The sequence below is a fragment of the Flavobacterium anseongense genome (genome assembly GCF_021608185.1).
GTDB lineage: Bacteria > Bacteroidota > Bacteroidia > Flavobacteriales > Flavobacteriaceae > Flavobacterium > Flavobacterium anseongense.
Map to the genome: position 1 here is coordinate 86491 of NZ_JAKIHN010000004.1, position 16225 is coordinate 102715.

16 protein-coding genes are annotated in these 16225 nt (G+C 34.8%); 5 read left to right on the forward strand and 11 right to left on the reverse strand.

What is annotated here, in order from left to right:
* Positions 1–33: 33 nt before the first annotated feature.
* The 3 genes from L1S35_RS07285 to L1S35_RS07295 all read right to left on the reverse strand — a co-directional run bounded on the left by L1S35_RS07285 (position 34) and on the right by L1S35_RS07295 (position 3603).
* On the reverse strand, positions 34–1902 hold the full coding sequence (locus L1S35_RS07285; protein ID WP_236398601.1) for a M56 family metallopeptidase: 1869 nt from the start codon (positions 1900–1902) through the stop codon (positions 34–36).
* A gap of 1 nt (position 1903) precedes the next feature.
* Positions 1904–2263 carry a BlaI/MecI/CopY family transcriptional regulator gene (locus L1S35_RS07290; RefSeq protein ID WP_236398604.1) on the reverse strand — a complete coding sequence of 120 codons (360 nt, stop codon included), beginning with the start codon at positions 2261–2263 and terminating at the stop codon, positions 1904–1906.
* A gap of 116 nt (positions 2264–2379) precedes the next feature.
* Complete coding sequence (locus L1S35_RS07295) at positions 2380–3603, reverse strand: MDR family MFS transporter (protein WP_236398606.1); 1224 nt, start codon at positions 3601–3603, stop codon at positions 2380–2382.
* A gap of 106 nt (positions 3604–3709) precedes the next feature.
* Here L1S35_RS07295 and L1S35_RS07300 point away from each other — a divergent pair, with 106 nt between their 5' ends.
* Together L1S35_RS07300 and L1S35_RS07305 are read left to right on the forward strand one after the other, a co-directional pair.
* Entirely contained in the window at positions 3710–4300 is a 591-nt protein-coding gene (locus tag L1S35_RS07300; protein ID WP_236398609.1) for a DUF1684 domain-containing protein, read from the forward strand.
* Complete coding sequence (locus L1S35_RS07305; RefSeq protein ID WP_236398612.1) at positions 4300–4941, forward strand: TatD family hydrolase; 642 nt, start codon at positions 4300–4302, stop codon at positions 4939–4941. Before L1S35_RS07300 ends, L1S35_RS07305 begins: the two co-directional genes overlap by 1 nt.
* Positions 4942–4964: 23 nt before the next feature.
* Here L1S35_RS07305 and L1S35_RS07310 read toward each other — a convergent pair whose 3' ends face one another.
* The 3 genes from L1S35_RS07310 to L1S35_RS07320 all read right to left on the reverse strand — a co-directional run bounded on the left by L1S35_RS07310 (position 4965) and on the right by L1S35_RS07320 (position 8882).
* Positions 4965–5657, reverse strand: coding sequence for a T9SS type A sorting domain-containing protein (locus tag L1S35_RS07310; RefSeq protein WP_236398615.1), 693 nt, complete (start codon positions 5655–5657; stop codon positions 4965–4967).
* A gap of 80 nt (positions 5658–5737) precedes the next feature.
* Positions 5738–7405 (reverse strand): T9SS type A sorting domain-containing protein, encoded by a 1668-nt coding sequence (locus tag L1S35_RS07315; protein WP_236398620.1) that lies wholly within the window; start codon positions 7403–7405, stop codon positions 5738–5740.
* A gap of 151 nt (positions 7406–7556) precedes the next feature.
* Positions 7557–8882 (reverse strand): DUF418 domain-containing protein, encoded by a 1326-nt coding sequence (locus L1S35_RS07320; RefSeq protein ID WP_236398623.1) that lies wholly within the window; start codon positions 8880–8882, stop codon positions 7557–7559.
* A gap of 248 nt (positions 8883–9130) precedes the next feature.
* Between L1S35_RS07320 and L1S35_RS07325 the strand changes: the two genes are divergently transcribed.
* Together L1S35_RS07325 and L1S35_RS07330 are read left to right on the forward strand one after the other, a co-directional pair.
* The gene (locus L1S35_RS07325; protein WP_236398627.1) at positions 9131–9853 is read left to right on the forward strand and encodes a tRNA threonylcarbamoyladenosine dehydratase; all 723 of its coding nucleotides are present in this window, start codon (positions 9131–9133) and stop codon (positions 9851–9853) included.
* A gap of 32 nt (positions 9854–9885) precedes the next feature.
* Positions 9886–10548, forward strand: a complete 663-nt coding sequence (locus L1S35_RS07330) for an HAD family hydrolase (RefSeq protein ID WP_236398630.1) — start codon at positions 9886–9888, stop codon at positions 10546–10548.
* Between the two features lie 32 nt (positions 10549–10580).
* On the opposite strand, the gene L1S35_RS07335 is transcribed toward L1S35_RS07330, so the two are convergent.
* From L1S35_RS07335 to L1S35_RS07350, 4 genes are all read right to left on the reverse strand, one after another.
* Entirely contained in the window at positions 10581–10808 is a 228-nt protein-coding gene (locus tag L1S35_RS07335; RefSeq protein ID WP_236398633.1) for a hypothetical protein, read from the reverse strand.
* Between the two features lie 74 nt (positions 10809–10882).
* Positions 10883–12169 carry a cryptochrome/photolyase family protein gene (locus L1S35_RS07340; protein WP_236398636.1) on the reverse strand — a complete coding sequence of 429 codons (1287 nt, stop codon included), beginning with the start codon at positions 12167–12169 and terminating at the stop codon, positions 10883–10885.
* Positions 12170–12231: 62 nt separating this feature from the next.
* Positions 12232–12930, reverse strand: a complete 699-nt coding sequence (locus L1S35_RS07345; protein WP_236398639.1) for an SDR family NAD(P)-dependent oxidoreductase — start codon at positions 12928–12930, stop codon at positions 12232–12234.
* Between the two features lies 1 nt (position 12931).
* Positions 12932–13402: an SRPBCC family protein gene (locus L1S35_RS07350; RefSeq protein WP_236398642.1), complete on the reverse strand. Its 471-nt coding sequence runs from the start codon at positions 13400–13402 to the stop codon at positions 12932–12934.
* Positions 13403–13535: 133 nt separating this feature from the next.
* Between L1S35_RS07350 and L1S35_RS07355 the strand changes: the two genes are divergently transcribed.
* Complete coding sequence (locus L1S35_RS07355; RefSeq protein WP_236398645.1) at positions 13536–14390, forward strand: DUF2911 domain-containing protein; 855 nt, start codon at positions 13536–13538, stop codon at positions 14388–14390.
* 57 nt (positions 14391–14447) lie between these two features.
* Here the strand turns inward: L1S35_RS07355 and L1S35_RS07360 are convergent, their stop codons facing one another.
* Positions 14448–16169 carry a sodium:solute symporter family protein gene (locus tag L1S35_RS07360; RefSeq protein ID WP_236398648.1) on the reverse strand — a complete coding sequence of 574 codons (1722 nt, stop codon included), beginning with the start codon at positions 16167–16169 and terminating at the stop codon, positions 14448–14450.
* Positions 16170–16225 lie beyond the last annotated feature (56 nt).

Genomic DNA, 16225 nt, shown 5'->3' on the forward strand with positions numbered 1-16225 from the left:
TTTTTTTGAAAAAAAGCTTTTGCAATTTTTTAACTATTTTTTCTGATTCTTGAGTTCGGCTCTTGCTTTTTCGAGTTCAACTTTAGCCGCATCCATCTCGGCTTTTGCTTTTAGCATTTCTTCTTTGGCCTTTAGCATTTCGGCTTTTGCTTTTTCCATCTCTGGTTTGGAAGCATCCATTTCACGTCTGGCTCTTTCTATTTCCGGTTTAGCTTTTTCCATTGCTTCTTGCACTTTTTTCCAATCACCGTTAGCAATTTTAATTTGCTTTTCCATCATTGGTTTAAGTCTTTTCATTTGAATTTTTGCATTTGCCATGGCGTCAGTTCTGATTTTCATCACATCCTTTCCATTGATAATGATTCGTGCATCGCTATCGCTGCTTTTACTTGAGGAATTTATTAATTCGTCTAATTCTTTTTTGCTGATAACACTTTCGTCACCTTCGATTACTTTTCCATTCAGGATTACTAAAGGTTTTGAACCATCCTTTTTGACAATTATTTTGGTTTCTGTATCAGAGTCATTCCAAAAATGTTTAGGAAACGGTGCTTCAGCAGGCTCTGGTGCTTCAGCTGCTTCTGGTGCTTCTGGTGCTTTCGGTGTCTCAATATCAAAATCAAAATTGAAATCGAAGTTGTCGGCAACTCTGGCACTGTCTTCTGTAGCGAGTTCGATGATTCTGTCTTCATTTCTTCCGTTAGTGAAGATTCTTACTTGCTTTGGACTTCCGAAACCAATATTGTTGTTGTTTTTGAAGAATTGAATTGGTTTTATTGGTTCTTTTCCGTCAACCTGAGAAACGCCCTTGTTACCCTCTTTGTCTTTATATTCTACTTTTATTCCCGTGATTTCGCCGGCACTATTTCTTTTTATTTTAGAACATTTTAGTGTAATACCGTGCTTTTCCTTTAATAAGGCAGCTTCTTTTTTCAATTCAGCGTCAGTAGAATTCTTGTCAACAACGAGACGGATTTCATTTCTGTCCTGAATTCTTCTGGCAAAGGTTTGCGCTTCTTTTTCCTGGGCAATGGTTTTTATCTGGAATAAAAAGACAAAGCCAATTAATGCCGGAATAATTAGGGCATACTTCCATGAATTTCTTTTGTGCGATTGATTTTTGTTTAACATAACGATTCGTTTTTTGATTAATGATTGATAAAAATTATTGGTTATTGATAAGCAGCTTTGATGAGAAACTACTTTTAATAAAGCTCTTTGATAAGACTTTTTGTCTTCCAATTGTTCGATGGCTTTTTGGTCGGCGATGTATTCTAAATTTTGAGTTATTGCTTTTTTGTAAAGCCAAACAAACGGATTAAACCAAAACACTATACAGAACAATTTAACAACCAAAACATCAATCGAATGTTTTTCCTGGCTGTGGATTTTTTCGTGTAATAAGATGCTTTGCAGCTCATCGTTTGAATACAAATCAGAGTTGTAAACGATATAGTTAAAGAAGGAAAAAGGTGCTATATTTTCATTTAAATTAACTAGCTTAAACTTCTCTTTTCTAATGACTTGCTGTTGATAAAGCATTCGATAAAGCGAAGTAAAATTGAAAACAATTTTAATCACTAATGCGCAGGCAATAAGGACATAACTAACCCAAATAAGTTGCATCCAATCAAATGCTTCAACAACAGGAACATCTTGTATTGTTTTAGTAGATTGTTGCGAGTAGGCAACTAAATCTTCCATGGATATTTTAGGTCTTTCAACCAGTATGATTTTCTTGATAAAAAAGAATGGCAATAGGAGTGAAGTGACTAAACCACTTAATAAAAACCAACGATTGCTGTTGAAAAACGTTTCCTTTCGAACCAAAAAATGATAGGCCAAATAGAAAACGGCAATCAGTCCGCTGGATTTTAAAAGATAAATGAATACTGATTCCATATTACTTCTTATTTTCTATAATTGCTAAAATTTCTCGTAATTCCTCAGCAGAAATCTTTTCTTCTTCCGCAAAAAAGGATACCATATTTTTATACGAACTATTAAAATAATTGTCAATAGCAGTATTCATAAAGCGTTTTCTGTAGTCTTCCATTTTTACTTTTGGAAAATACTGATGTGTGTTTCCAAAAGCATTGTGGGAAACAAAACCTTTGTCTTCTAAATTTCTTATAATGGTTGAAAGTGTATTGTAATGAGGTTGATCTTCGGTGATTTCTGCCATAACTTCTTTTACAAAAGCTTTTTTCAGCTTCCATAAAATTTGCATGATTTCTTCTTCCTTGTTGGTTAACTTTTGCATAGTTCTTTAATTTGAAATCAAAACTATAACTATTTTTTTAGTTACACAACTATATTTATAGTTATTTAACTATTTTTTAAGGTTTAAAAGGCGGAATTATTGTTTAAGGATTTGATTTATAGTATTTTATGTTCCATCTGAATCAAACGAAAAACCCAAATACCAGAAATGACTCCAAGTAAACCAAGGATTCCCATAACGAACCAGTTGACTTGATAGCCCCAATATTCGATGATTTCCATACCAACTTTAGAGCTAAATATGTGAGCCAAACTATAACTCATGGTATAAATTGCCATGTATCTTCCTTCATGGCCTTTTGGTGCCCGACTTAAAGCAACCGAATTCGAAAAAGGAAAAGCAAACATTTCGCCAACAGTCATAAACAGCATCATTATGACTAAAACTCCAGCCCAAGTATTGATTAGCATCAGAAATAAACTGATTGCCATTAAGAAACAGCCCATTGTTACTACTTTGACTTTACTTATTTTATGCCGTTCTACATAACTTACAAGCGGCATTTCGAGGAAGAAAATCATCAGGCCATTCATGGTCAAAAGCAAACCTGTTTGAAACTCGGATAGATTAAATTGCTCTCTGTGATACAACGGAATCGTGGTGAATACCTGAAAAAACAAAATACCCGAAACCAAACACGTAAAGAGGAAAATCCAAAATGGTTTGTCTTTAAATACAGAATGGGTAAGCACTTCACTCGGATGTTCTTTGTCGGTGAAAACACTTTTTTTCTTTTCTTTTACTTTTATCCAAAAAATGAGAATGGCAATAATACAAGTTGCCCCATCAACCCAAAACAAGCCACGATAGCCAATACTCATAATAATTAATCCTGCTAGAGCCGGACCTGCAGCAAAACCAAGATTTATAGCCAGTCGAACTAAAGTCAATGCCCGGGTTCTATTTTCGGGTTTGGCATAAGCACCAATTGATACAAACATGGCAGGACGATACATATCGGCAACGACCATAATCAAAAACATACTAATGCAAAGACCGACAAAGCTGGTAATGAATTGTATCACAAAAAACATCAGTCCGCTGGTAAGCAAACTAAAAATCATAATTTTATAAAATCCGATTTTGTCAGAGAGTTTGCCACCAAGCCACGAACCAATAATAGAACCGATTCCAAAACAAACCATTATCCAACCGACTTCACTATAGCTAAAATGCAAATCTTCCTTTAAATATTTTGATAGAAATGGCAGCACCATAGTTCCGGCACGATTGATAAACGTGATGAACGCGAGTATCCAAATTTCTCTCCTAAATCCTCTGAAGTTATTGATGTAGCGTTGAAAGGCAGTTTTGAGCATTGATGATTGGTTGATAGGGTAAAGTTACAAAGTTACAAAGTTACTGTGTCGCTAAGTTTCTGAGTTTGCAAACAATTTTTATTCTATTTTTGTTGAAAACTGTCCGATGAAAAAAATACTTTTCCTTTTGTTATTGCTGAACATTGTTACGATTTCAGCCCAAGAAATATCTTCGAAAGAATTCCAACAAACACTTAATAAAGAGTATGGCGATAGGGACGAAAGTCCATTAACTGAGGAAGATTTCAAGACCTTCAAGGGTTTGGATTTTTATCCAATAGATGAAAAGTATATAGTAGAAGCCAAATTTGTCCGTACACCCGATGAAAAAATCTTTAAGATGAAAACTACCGGTACGCGTACACCGGAATATGTGAAATACGGTCAATTGTTTTTTAGCCTTGACGGTCAGGAATTTAAATTAAATCTGTATCAGAATATTGATTTGATTAAAAAAGAAGGATTTGCCGACTATCTTTTTCTGCCATTTTCAGACTTAACATGTGGAAAAGAAAGTTATATTGGCGGACGTTATATCGATATGAGAATTCCGAAAAGCGATACGGTAACTATTGATTTTAATAAAGCATACAACCCTTATTGTGCTTACAATCATAAATATTCCTGTCCGATTGTGCCACTTGAAAATGATTTGGAAATTGAAATTTTAGCTGGTGTCAAAAAGTTTCATGACTAATGCAATTTTACAATTTACATACACATAAATTTACCAACGACGCTACTGTTTTGGAATTGGTCAATCAATATCCATGGGAATTTGATAACGCTATTCCACAGTATTCTATAGGTATTCATCCTTGGTATATAAGCGAGGATCGATTGGCAAGTGATTTAAATTGCATAGAAGAGAAGCTTAGGTTAAAACAATGTTTGGCTCTTGGCGAGTGTGGATTGGATAAACGTATTGAAGTTCCGATGGGATTACAAATTGAAGTTTTTGAAAAGCAAATTGCTTTGGCTGAAAAGTATCAAAAATCTCTGGTGTTGCATTTAGTGGCTGCCTTTGATGAGCTTCTTGAAATCAAAAAACGCTTGAAGATTTCTGTGCCTATAGTTATCCATGGGTTTTCTAAAAATGAACAAGTCGCCAAACAACTTATTGCTAACGGATTTTATTTATCTTTTGGTAAATACCTATTGCAAAACCCAGAGATGAAAGAAGTTTTTCAATCTATTCCAAACGATAGATTCTTCCTTGAAACTGATACTGTTGAAAAGACTTTGGAAGAAGTTTATAGTTTAGCCGCTGAGTATAAAGGCATGACCTTAGCTGAAATGAAGGCGCAAGTGGAAAGGAATTGGAAGATTGTTTTTTGACCTGATGCACATTATCTGCTTTATCACTCCTTAATAATTTTCTTGTTTATCGTTCCAAATGAGGTGTCCATTTTTAAAATGTAAATTCCCGTAGTCAAATCAGCAGTAGCTATAGTTTCAAAATCATCGTTTATAGTTTTGATATTTTGCCCCAATGAATTGATGATTTGAATTTTGGAAATGGCTAATTGACCGGCATTTACATGAACAAACTCTTTAGCCGGGTTTGGGTAAATTGCTATTTGTTCTAATTCAAAATTTGGTGAGTGAAGCTGTGAATTTCCAAATACATAATTCATAAATATTGGGGTTGAAATAACCAGCGACATATTATCTCCTTCACCTGAGATGAAATACTGTCCTCCCCCTGATTGCAAAAAGGAAAAATAAGCTCCTTCAAATGATGTATGACTAGAATAACCGCAAAGAAGCAACGTAGCTGAAAAATTGTTGAATTGCACAACATCATCAAATGGAGAAGTAAAATTTCCGTTAAATGAATTACATGCTCCCTGCCCACTAAAACTCAATGATGCTTCTGTAAAAGTAAGATTGGGTGAAATGGAAGGAGTTATAACTGAAACCGGATGATGAATGTTATCGTCAGTAGAGTAGTAATCGTATAGATACCAAGTCTGGAATAAATCCGGATTTGGAGTTTGGGAGAAACAGTTTATACTGTAAAGTATAGAAATTAAAGTGATTATGTGTTTCATTTGGTATTGGACTTAATTTACGTTTTTAAATTTAATGTACCAAGGCTTCATAGATACTATAAACCGCGGCTGTGGCATATTTATTCTTTCAATATTTTTTTTCGATAAGTATTTTTTCCTGTTACTAAAACAATTATATAAGTTCCTACTGATAAGTCTGAAACATTTATTTCTGCTGAAACATTTATCAAATTTTTTAAAAGTCTCCCACTCATATCATAAAATTTAACAGATTTTGGTAACTCATCAGTTTTAATCTCCAACACATTTTTTACAGGGTTAGGATAAAGTTCTAAATAAGGACTTTCTATACCAATTGTAGATAATGCACTTGAAATAAAAATAATAAAATCTTCTGTTTGCCCATATTCTAAAGTACCGCATGATAGCGGGAATTGAGCGGAATAATAATCAGAAGCCAATCTCATGCGTAGTGAGGTGTCAGTCACAGCAGAAAGAGGAACGGAAAAGGTAGCAGTGTGAGTTTGATTACTTGTTGTCCCTGCGCTGTTTATTACAAGTTCTGTACTTTGAAAGACCCCATTATTGTTGAAATCAATCCAACCTCGTACATTTTCAATGTTAGCTGGACCAGTAGTGACAGTAATGGTATAGGAGGAGTTGACATTTAAATTTGCTTTTGGGGGATACATTGGGCAACTAGTACTAGATATGGTATTGTCTATATAATATTGATAGTTATCACCAGTATATCCCGCGGAATTATAAAGCATATTTGCTAATGTTACATTTCTTAAACCAATATCGAAACCATTACCTATATTGCTAATAGAGGAAGGGTTACAAGTTGCTGCAATGGGAGTAGAAGCTGTTGTGTAGTCAAATGAATTTAAATAATTTATTGCATTGTTTGAAATCGGCCATCTCCACAATTGAAATAAAGAGGTTAAATTAGTGCGTGCAGCTAATGATGAAGCGATAATGAAGTTATCCACAGCATCTTGAGTTGTTAACCTATCCACTCTTTTTCCGGCATATTTCCATACGTTTTGTAACCAACATTCACCATAAGTATCTTTCAAATACCAACAAAAAGATGCAAACAAATCAGTTCCACCCAAAGAAGAGCCAGGAACACCTTGCCCTATTCCCAGTGTATTTGCCCAATTTAAACTTGGATCAGCCATATAGGAGGCTAGTAATCCCCTAACATTGTTTTGAAATTGGGTAAATGTCCAACTTCCAAAATTTGAACCTTGTAATCCTAAATGTTCCATTGCCATAAATCGCATAAATACCGCATATCCTGTAACAATTGGATCATTTGAGGTATATTGTAGTTTATTAGTATAGAACCAAAAGTTCCTTCCAAATTCATAAAAAGGCTCTTGGCTGTATTGATTATAGTTTAGCAAATCATTATAAAAATCATCAAAGTAAGCAGACTGTAATTCAATTCCAGTTGCCCCAAGATATCCGCAACCAGCACCACAGGTAGAGTTTACTCTTGCAATTGTTGAGCGGTTATTGATGTATGTAGCATTAAGAAAAGAAGGTTGCTTTCCGGTACATGACATGTAGAAATTATAGGTACCATCCATTGCATTAACCCAGTTACTCATTGTTGCAGGGTTTAAGGAGGAAGAATTTGCCAAAACCATTGTTTTAACTCCTTCATACTTGTACAAATTAAGGACTGCTCCGTCAAATGTTGTATAGACTTGAGGTGTTTGCGCAATACAATAATTTTCAAAAATAAAAAATAATAAAAATAATTTTGATTTCATATTTACAATATTTTATTTGCCTAATCTTTTAAAAATGCGGTTTTCGGCATTTCCCGTATGGACTTTTATTTTGTTCCTATATGTAATCGCCAATAATTGCGTACATCTAATAGATAACTATCACACATTCGATTCTAAAGTAAGTCAAATACTAATTTTCTTCTCTTTTAAAAGGTTGTAATTTCCAATACGTTAAACTACGCCAAAGCCATTCCAGTGGTCCAAAATAAAAATGACGCAACCATATCGGACTTACAATCAATTGCAAAATCCAAATGGCAAAGGCGACATAGTAGATTTGATAAAATTCGAATACGCCATAATAATTCAATCCATAACCAAAGAAGAACAAAGTGCATATAATCGAGTGCATGATGTAATTGGTAAACGCCATTTGTCCAACGGCTTCAAGACGACGGAAAGCACCTTGTATTGCTTTTGATTTATACAATAAAATGATTGCGGCGGTATGCGCCATTACCAATAAAATACGTTGAAAAGGATAAATTAAATTAACCCAATCTATCGAAACCGTCTCCATTTTTTTGAGGTTCGCTTCTAAAGTAGAATAGGTGACAAAATAATGATACGAACTATATATTACTAATGGAAGTCCAACGCCATAACCGATTAGCATAACTTTCCGGTAGTTGTCATTGGACCAATTTCCGGTAAGGAATCCCCATTTATATAGCGCAAAACCAAGCAGCATAAGTGCGATGGAATCCCAGATTCCGTAGAATAAGTATTTCGTCTGACCATCAAAAGCCATTGGGCGTAGATAGCTGGCTACTGTGCTGTAATCGGACTTCATTTTTTTGGTATTTTCTTTAGCATCCTCACGGTTTGGAATCATGCTTTTCTCGACTTCTCTCCAAGTAACCAGCGCTTTTTCTTGCTCGGCAGTTAGCGTTTTGTTTTCGTCCTGTGCTTTTTTGGCTTCAACATAATCGAGACGTTTTTCCCGAAGCCCTTGGTAAAAATAAGTTCCCATTCCAAAATCAACTATAGCTACTAAAGGAATTGCCAGCACTAAGTATTTTGGATTTACGTTTCGAAACAAATAGACAATCATTCCACAAACGGCATAGAGGTATAGAATGTCGCCAATCCATAAAACTAAATGCGCATGAATTAATCCAAACAGCAACAGCCAAAACATACGGCGGTAAAACAAACCATGAGTTGACAATCCGTTTTTTACTTTCTTGCCAATAAAAAGCAATACGCCGGCTCCAAAAATCATACTGAACATGGCGCGCATCTTACCTTCAAATAGAACTCCAATAATGGTGCTTACCCAGAAGTTGATGTTGGTCGGGTCATTTTTATAGACTTCTGAAGAATAATTAGGCATAGAAAATCCCGGAATATTCATCAATAAAATACCCAAAAGTGCAACGCCACGCAAGGCATCAATAAGTTTGATTCGATCGTTTTCCGAAACTGGGGCATCAGTAATAGAATTAATTTTCATGCTGTTTATTTTATTGATTGGTTAGGTCTGATTAATTTGAAAAATAAATCTACAAATTATCTTACTAAAAATAAAAGTGACGATTGAAAGTTGTTAACAAATTGCTGATTATAAGGTTTTAATGAAAACTTTCTGTCGCTTCAATAAGTTCCGAAAAGGCTATGGTTTGTATCACACGATTGATGATTTTTGCTTATTTTTGCCACTTCAAAAATGTTTAAAAATCTAATTATCTAACAATCTTAAAGATGGCTAAGTGGCAGGAAAGAGCTGAACTTTTATTTAAAACAGAAGGTTTAAACAATTTAAAAAACGCTAACGTTTTGGTCGTTGGGTTGGGTGGTGTTGGTTCGTTTGCAGCTGAGTTTTTGGCTCGTGCCGGAGTAGGAAATTTAACCATTGTTGACGGTGATGTTGTTGATATTACAAATATCAACCGACAATTGCCTGCGTTACATTCAACTGTTGGCATGCCCAAAGTTCATGTTGTTGGTGATCGATTGATGGATATTAATCCCGAGCTGAACTTAACTCGAGTAGAGGAGTTTCTTTCTCCTGAACGTTCTTTAGAAATTGTAACTCCCGATTTTGATTATGTTTTAGACTGTATTGATAGTGTAACGCCAAAGCTAAATCTGATTGCTGCCTGCAAAAGAAAACGCGTCAAAGTAATTTCGAGCATGGGAGCAGGAGGAAAGATGGATGCATCAAAGGTAAAGGTTGCTAACATAAAAAACACAGCGCATTGTCATTTGGCGAAGACCATAAGAAAGCGTTTAAAAAAGATTCATATCGATAAATTGAAAGTTGTCTACTCTTCAGAAATACAGGATTCCAGCAGCTTAAAAATGACTGACGGAACCAATTACAAAAGGTCTTTTTACGGAACCAACAGTTATATGCCTTGTCTTTTTGGTTTGTATGCTGCAGAGACGGTGATTCGATATTTATTAAAGAAATCTGAGGGATAAGAAAACTCATAATTTATAAATCATAACTTTTAATGATTAAAACAGTAATCTTCGACATGGATGGTGTTATTGTCGACACTGAACCGGTGCACCATTATGCTTATAACACCCACTTTAAGCAACTAAATATTGATGTTTCTCCCGAAATGTATGCTTCGTTTACAGGCAATTCTACCAAGAATATTTTCGAACGTTTAAAAGCCCAGTTTAATTTGACAGAAGATGTGCAAACTTTGGTAGATACCAAACGGAACTTGTTTAACGATGCTTTTGACAGTAAGACAGATTTGTATTTATTGGATGGCGTTGAAGATTTGATAATAGATTTGCACAGCAATGGTATGCAATTGATATTAGCTTCATCTTCGGCAAAGGTCACTATTAATAGAATTTTCAACCGTTTTGGACTGTATAAGTATTTCTCGCATATCGTTTCCGGAGAAGATTTTCCAAAGTCGAAACCGCATCCTGCAATTTTTCTTAAAGCTGCTGAACTAGCAAATACGCTCGTTGAAAATTGCATCGTAATAGAAGATAGCACCAACGGAATAATGGCAGCCAAAGCAGCCGGAATTTATTGCATTGGTTACGATAGTTTTCATTCTAAAATGCAGGATTATTCACTTGCCGATAAGGTAATTAGTGATTTTAAGGAGTTGAGTTTTGAGAAGATTGTAAATATAAAAAGCCAGTAGGAACTGGCTTTTTTTTGATTTGATGTCAAGTTTTATTTCTTGATTTCCACATCTACGTCTTTACTATCAACGTCAACACCGTCATTGCTTACTTTTACAGATGTTCCTTCCTCTTCTTCCTGAGCAGGAACTTCTTTTACAACCGTGTCTTGAACTACAGTTGTGGTTTCAATAGTTTCGGTCGTTTTTTCTACTTTTTTATCGCAAGATGTTATCATTAAAAACGAGAACAATCCAATGCATAAGACAATTTTTTTCATAGTAATATTTTTTAAGTGAATGCTAAAGGTAGTTTAAAAGAAAGGGATAAACTATTTATTCTCAAAGTATTAATTTATCCAACGGCTATTTTATAAACTCTCAGGCATTTTTCCCGTGCTTCTTTGTGATCTACGATTGGATTTGGATAATCCAAAGTATTCAATTCGGGAATCCATTTTTTGATGTAGACTAAATCTTTATCAAACTTCTTGATTTGTTCGGTTGGATTGAATATTCTGAAGTAGGGCGCAGCATCAACACCGCTTCCGGCTGCCCATTGCCAGTTGCCCACATTGCTTGCTTGTTCGTAATCTAAAAGTTTTGAAGCAAAATAAGTTTCGCCCCAACGCCAATCGATTAATAAATGTTTGCAAAGGAAACTGGCCACTATCATTCGAACCCGATTGTGCATGTGTCCGGTTGTGTTGAGTTCACGCATTCCGGCATCTACAAAAGGATAGCCGGTTTTTCCTTCGCACCATTTTTGAAACAATTCTTCATTATTATCCCAAATGATTTCGTCATATTTTGGACGGAAACTTGAATTAACTGTATGTGGAAAATGCCAAAGAATTTGCATAAAGAACTCACGCCAAATCAATTCTTTTAGAAAGGTTTCATTTTTACTTTCGATTGCTTTGGCAACCATCTTCCGAATCGAGACTACTCCAAATCGTAGATAAATTCCAAGATAAGATGTTTTATTCAGTGCGGGAAAGTTGCGCGTTGCTTCATAATTATCGATTAAAGTATCGGAAATATCATAGGACGAAACCTTGATTTTTGATGTTTCAAAACTAATAGCTTCCAAACTCAAAAATGAATAGGAGTGATCTGTAATTTTATTTAGTAAATCTTCTGATTTGTAATGAATTAATTTAGTTTTTCTAAAGTTATCTTTCCACTTATTAGAGTAAGGTGTATAGACAACATATGGCGTTCCGTCATCCTTAACGACCTCACTTTTTTCGAAGATGACTTGGTCTTTGCTCGTTTTGAATTCGATGTTATTATCTTTGAATAGATGGTATATTTCTAAATCTCTTTTGCGTGCATAAGGTTCGTAATCGTGATTGGTAAAAACAATTTGAACTTGATTTTCCGAAATGAGTTTGTTAAAAATATCAATTGGTTTTCCGTGAAAAACTGCCAATGATTTTCCAATTTCTTGAAGTTGATTTTGTATTTTTTCTAACTGTTGGTGAATAAAGGTTAAACGCGCATCGTCTTTGGGTAATTGAGAAAGAATAGTTTCATCGAATATGAATATCGGCAACACTTCTTCTCCGCTGTTTAAAGCGTGAAAAAGTCCAACATTATCATCTAACCGCAAATCGCGACGAAACCAGAATAGGTTCATTTTAGTTATAAGTTATGTGTTGTAAGTTATGAGTTTTAAAAACAGATAACAAAATAATATTTTTATGAATTTACTAATAAGGTTGACATACCTCCATCTACATGAAAAATTTGACCTGAAATCCAGGAACTCCTTTCGTTTAAAAGAAAACTTGCCATTTGCGCAATGTCTTCCGTTGTACCAAATCGTTTTAATGGATGGCGTTGTGCAGACTTTTCTCTTTTCTCTTCACTGCTTAAAAATTTATCTGCTAATGGGGTATCCGTCAATGATGGTGCTATTACGTTTACTCTAATTTTTGGAGCATATTCTGCCGCTAATGCTTTTGCAAATCCTTCGATTGCTCCTTTTGAAGCACTAACACTAGTGTGAAAAGGCATTCCCATTTTTACAGCAACCGTGCTAAATAAAACAATACTCGATTGTTCTGAAGCAGTCAATTGTGGTAAAATGCTCTGGATAACTTTTACCATCGAAAAGAAATTAAGTTGCATATCACTCTCAAATGTTTCTAATTTTAGTCCACGAAAAGGTCGTAAATTAATACTTCCCGGACAATATACCAATCCGTCAATAACAGTCGGTAATTTAGAACTATCTAGCGTATCTGTTGTGGCATCAAATGAAATATGTGTAACGTTTAAATTAGCCAAGTTTTCATTGGTTCGAGAAGCAACAAAAACATTGTTTTCGTTTTGTAATTCTTTAGCTAACTCATATCCAATACCATAAGAGCCACCAATTAATAGTAAGTTTTTCATCTTATTGTTCTTTATATTCTCCAAAAAGTTCTACTAATTTTTGTCTGCGATAAGCAAATATTTCCTCGAGTTTTGGTTTTACCAAAAACGGATGCACGATTTGCCCCAAAATTCCCATCGGAACTTTATAATCAACAATGTCTTCCATTTCAACACCGCCCGGAATTTCTTTTAGAAAATGTTTGTGGTGCCAAAGTGCGTATGGTCCGAAACGTTGTTCGTCTACAAAGTATTTTTTATCTACGACATGAGTAATTTCAGTAACCCATTTCATTGGAATTCCAAAAACCGGCGTAACGATATATTGAATTATTTGCCCGGCAAACATATCCCTTTCGTCTCCTGAAAGGGTTTTAAATCCCATATAATCAGGAGTTATTATTTTTAGATTTTTTGGACTTGACAAAAATTTCCAAGCCTCATCCAATGAAATGGGTAAATTTTGTTTGGTATGTAAGGTATAAATCTTCATTGTATTTTCTTGTAAAAGTAATAATTTTTGTTTAATTATTATCGTAAAAAATTAAACAAAATATTTAAGTTATTCTTAACACACATCAATTCATAGTATTTATAAATTTGGGAAACTTCTAAACCATCAACTCATGAAAAGAATTATTTTCGTTTTAGCAACCATAATTGCTAGTTATGTCCTTAACGCTCAAGTAAAAACCCCACAATCAAGTCCACATGCTACGCTAACACAAGTTGTTGGTTTGACAGATGTAACCATAGATTATTCTCGTCCGAGTGCTAAAGGAAGAGTAATTTTTGGAGATTTAGTTCCGTTTGGCAAGTTATGGAGAACTGGTGCCAATGCAAATACTACAGTTTCTTTTAGCGAAGATGTAGTAATTAATGGTACTACGCTAAAAAAAGGAAAATATGCTTTATTCACAACGCCAAAAGCGGATATGTGGGAAGTTGTTTTCTATACCGATACTGATAATTGGGGAACACCGGATAATTGGGATGCTAATAAAGTAGCTGTTTTAGTTAATGTTGATCCTAAAGCGCTCAACAATGCTGTAGAATCGTTTACTGTTTCGGTTGGAAATTTAACAAACGATAGTGCAACAATAGATATTGCTTGGGAAAAAACCATGGTTTCTGTAAAGTTTGATGTGCCAACACAAAAAGCTGCTTTGGCAAGCATCGAAAAAGTATTGGCCGGACCAACAGCAGGAGATTATTTTTCTTCGGCACAATACCTTTTTCAATCCAATGGCGATTTGAATAAGGCACTTGAATATATAAACAAAGCGACTTCAATGACTAAACCTGGTGCTGATACACCGTTTTGGTACTTACGTCAAAAATCATTAATTCAAGCTAAATTGGGTGATAAAGCCGGAGCTATTGCCACAGCAAATTTATCGTTAGCCGGAGCAACAAAAGCAAAAAACGATGATTATGTTAAGATGAATAACGATAGTATAAAAGAGTGGAGTAAAAAATAGTTTTTTCTCGTTTCAATAAAACTGACCACGATTTCCGTATAAGATATCGTGGTTTTTTTATGTCATTACTTTTTGTTTTCCCTTTATGACAAATTGAGAAAGTATAGATAAGATTACAGTTAGCGACGCACCAATAAAATTCAGCCATAAATAACCCAATTTTTCCTGACCATTCGGATAGATGTGAATGGTGTAATAGTAGATAAAAAATATCGTGATTTGACTGACAACAGCGCTGTAAAAAATAGCATTTGCTTTTACAAATTTGATATAGAAACCAACAAGGAAAACTCCTAAAACTGTTCCGTAGAATATAGAACCTACGATGTTTACCAACTGAATTAGGTTTTCAAACAAGGTGCCAACACAGGCAAAACCTATCGCAATTACGCCCCAAAGCAAAGTGAAAGCCTTTGTAGCATTCACAAAATGCTTTTCAGATTTTTCTTTTTTGATATTTCTTTTGTAGATGTCAATAGCAGTGGTGGAAGCCAAAGCGGTTAATCCTGAGGCGGAAGATGACATTGCGGCAGAAAGAATAACAGCCAACAAAAGTCCGATTAAACCCGAAGGCAGGTAATTCAGAATGAAATAAATAAACACATAATCTTTATCATTGGTTTCGGCTTTTTCATCAACTTTACTAATGATTACTTTGGCTTCGTCATGTAAATCTTTTTCTTTTCCGGAAAGTGATATTAATTTTTGTCTCAGGATTTTATTGTCGTAACCTTGGTTAAGATGGTCAATATAAATTAGGTTAAACTCTTTCTTTTCTTCGGATAATTGGGCTAATTGTTTTTCTAGTGAATGATATTCAGCTGCATATTGAGATTTTTCAATCGCAGCTTTATTAACCGGATTAAAGTTAAGCGGTACAGGATTAAACTGAAAAAACACAAAAACCATTACGCCGGTTAATAAAATAAAGAACTGCATCGGCACTTTCAGAAAGCCGTTCATGATTAAACCCATTTGACTTTCTCTGTCTGACTTCCCGGATAAATATCTTCCAACCTGCGACTGATCTGTTCCGAAATAAGAAAGCATAAGGAAAAAACCACCCGTAATTCCACTCCAAAAAGTATATCTGTTTTCTGGATCGAATGAAAAGTCGAGTATGTTCATTTTATCATTGGCGCCGGCAATATGCATGGCATTAGAAAATGTCATGTCGTTAGGTAACAAATGCAATATCAAAAAGAAAGTAGCAAACATACCTAACATGATTACAAACATCTGTTGTTTTTGGGTAACATTCACTGCTTTAGTTCCACCGGCAAAAGTGTAAATAATAACCAATATTCCAATGATAATATTGAGCATCGTTAAATTCCAGCCTAAGATGGATGACAAAATAATAGACGGTGCATAAATGGTCAAACCGGTTCCTAAACCTCGCTGGATAAGAAATAATATAGCAGTAAAAGATCGCGTTTTTAAATCAAATCGTTGTTCGAGATATTCATAAGCTGTGAATACTTTCAGCTTGTGATAAATCGGAATAAAAGTCATAGAGATAACTACCATTGCTATTGGCAGTCCAAAATAGAATTGCACAAATCCCATTCCGTCATGATAGGCTTGTCCCGGAGTTGAAAGGAACGTTATTGCGCTGGCTTGTGTCGCCATTACCGAAAGACCAACTGTCCACCAAGGTGTTTCTTTGTTGCCAAGAATGTAATCTTCTACATTTTTGCTTCCTTTTGTTTTATACACACCATAGAAAACAATAAATAAAAGCGTTACCGATAAGACAATCCAGTCGAGTTGTTGCATGGCTTAAAAGAATAATTGCATTAGTATGAAAAAGATAATAATGTAAATAGCATTAA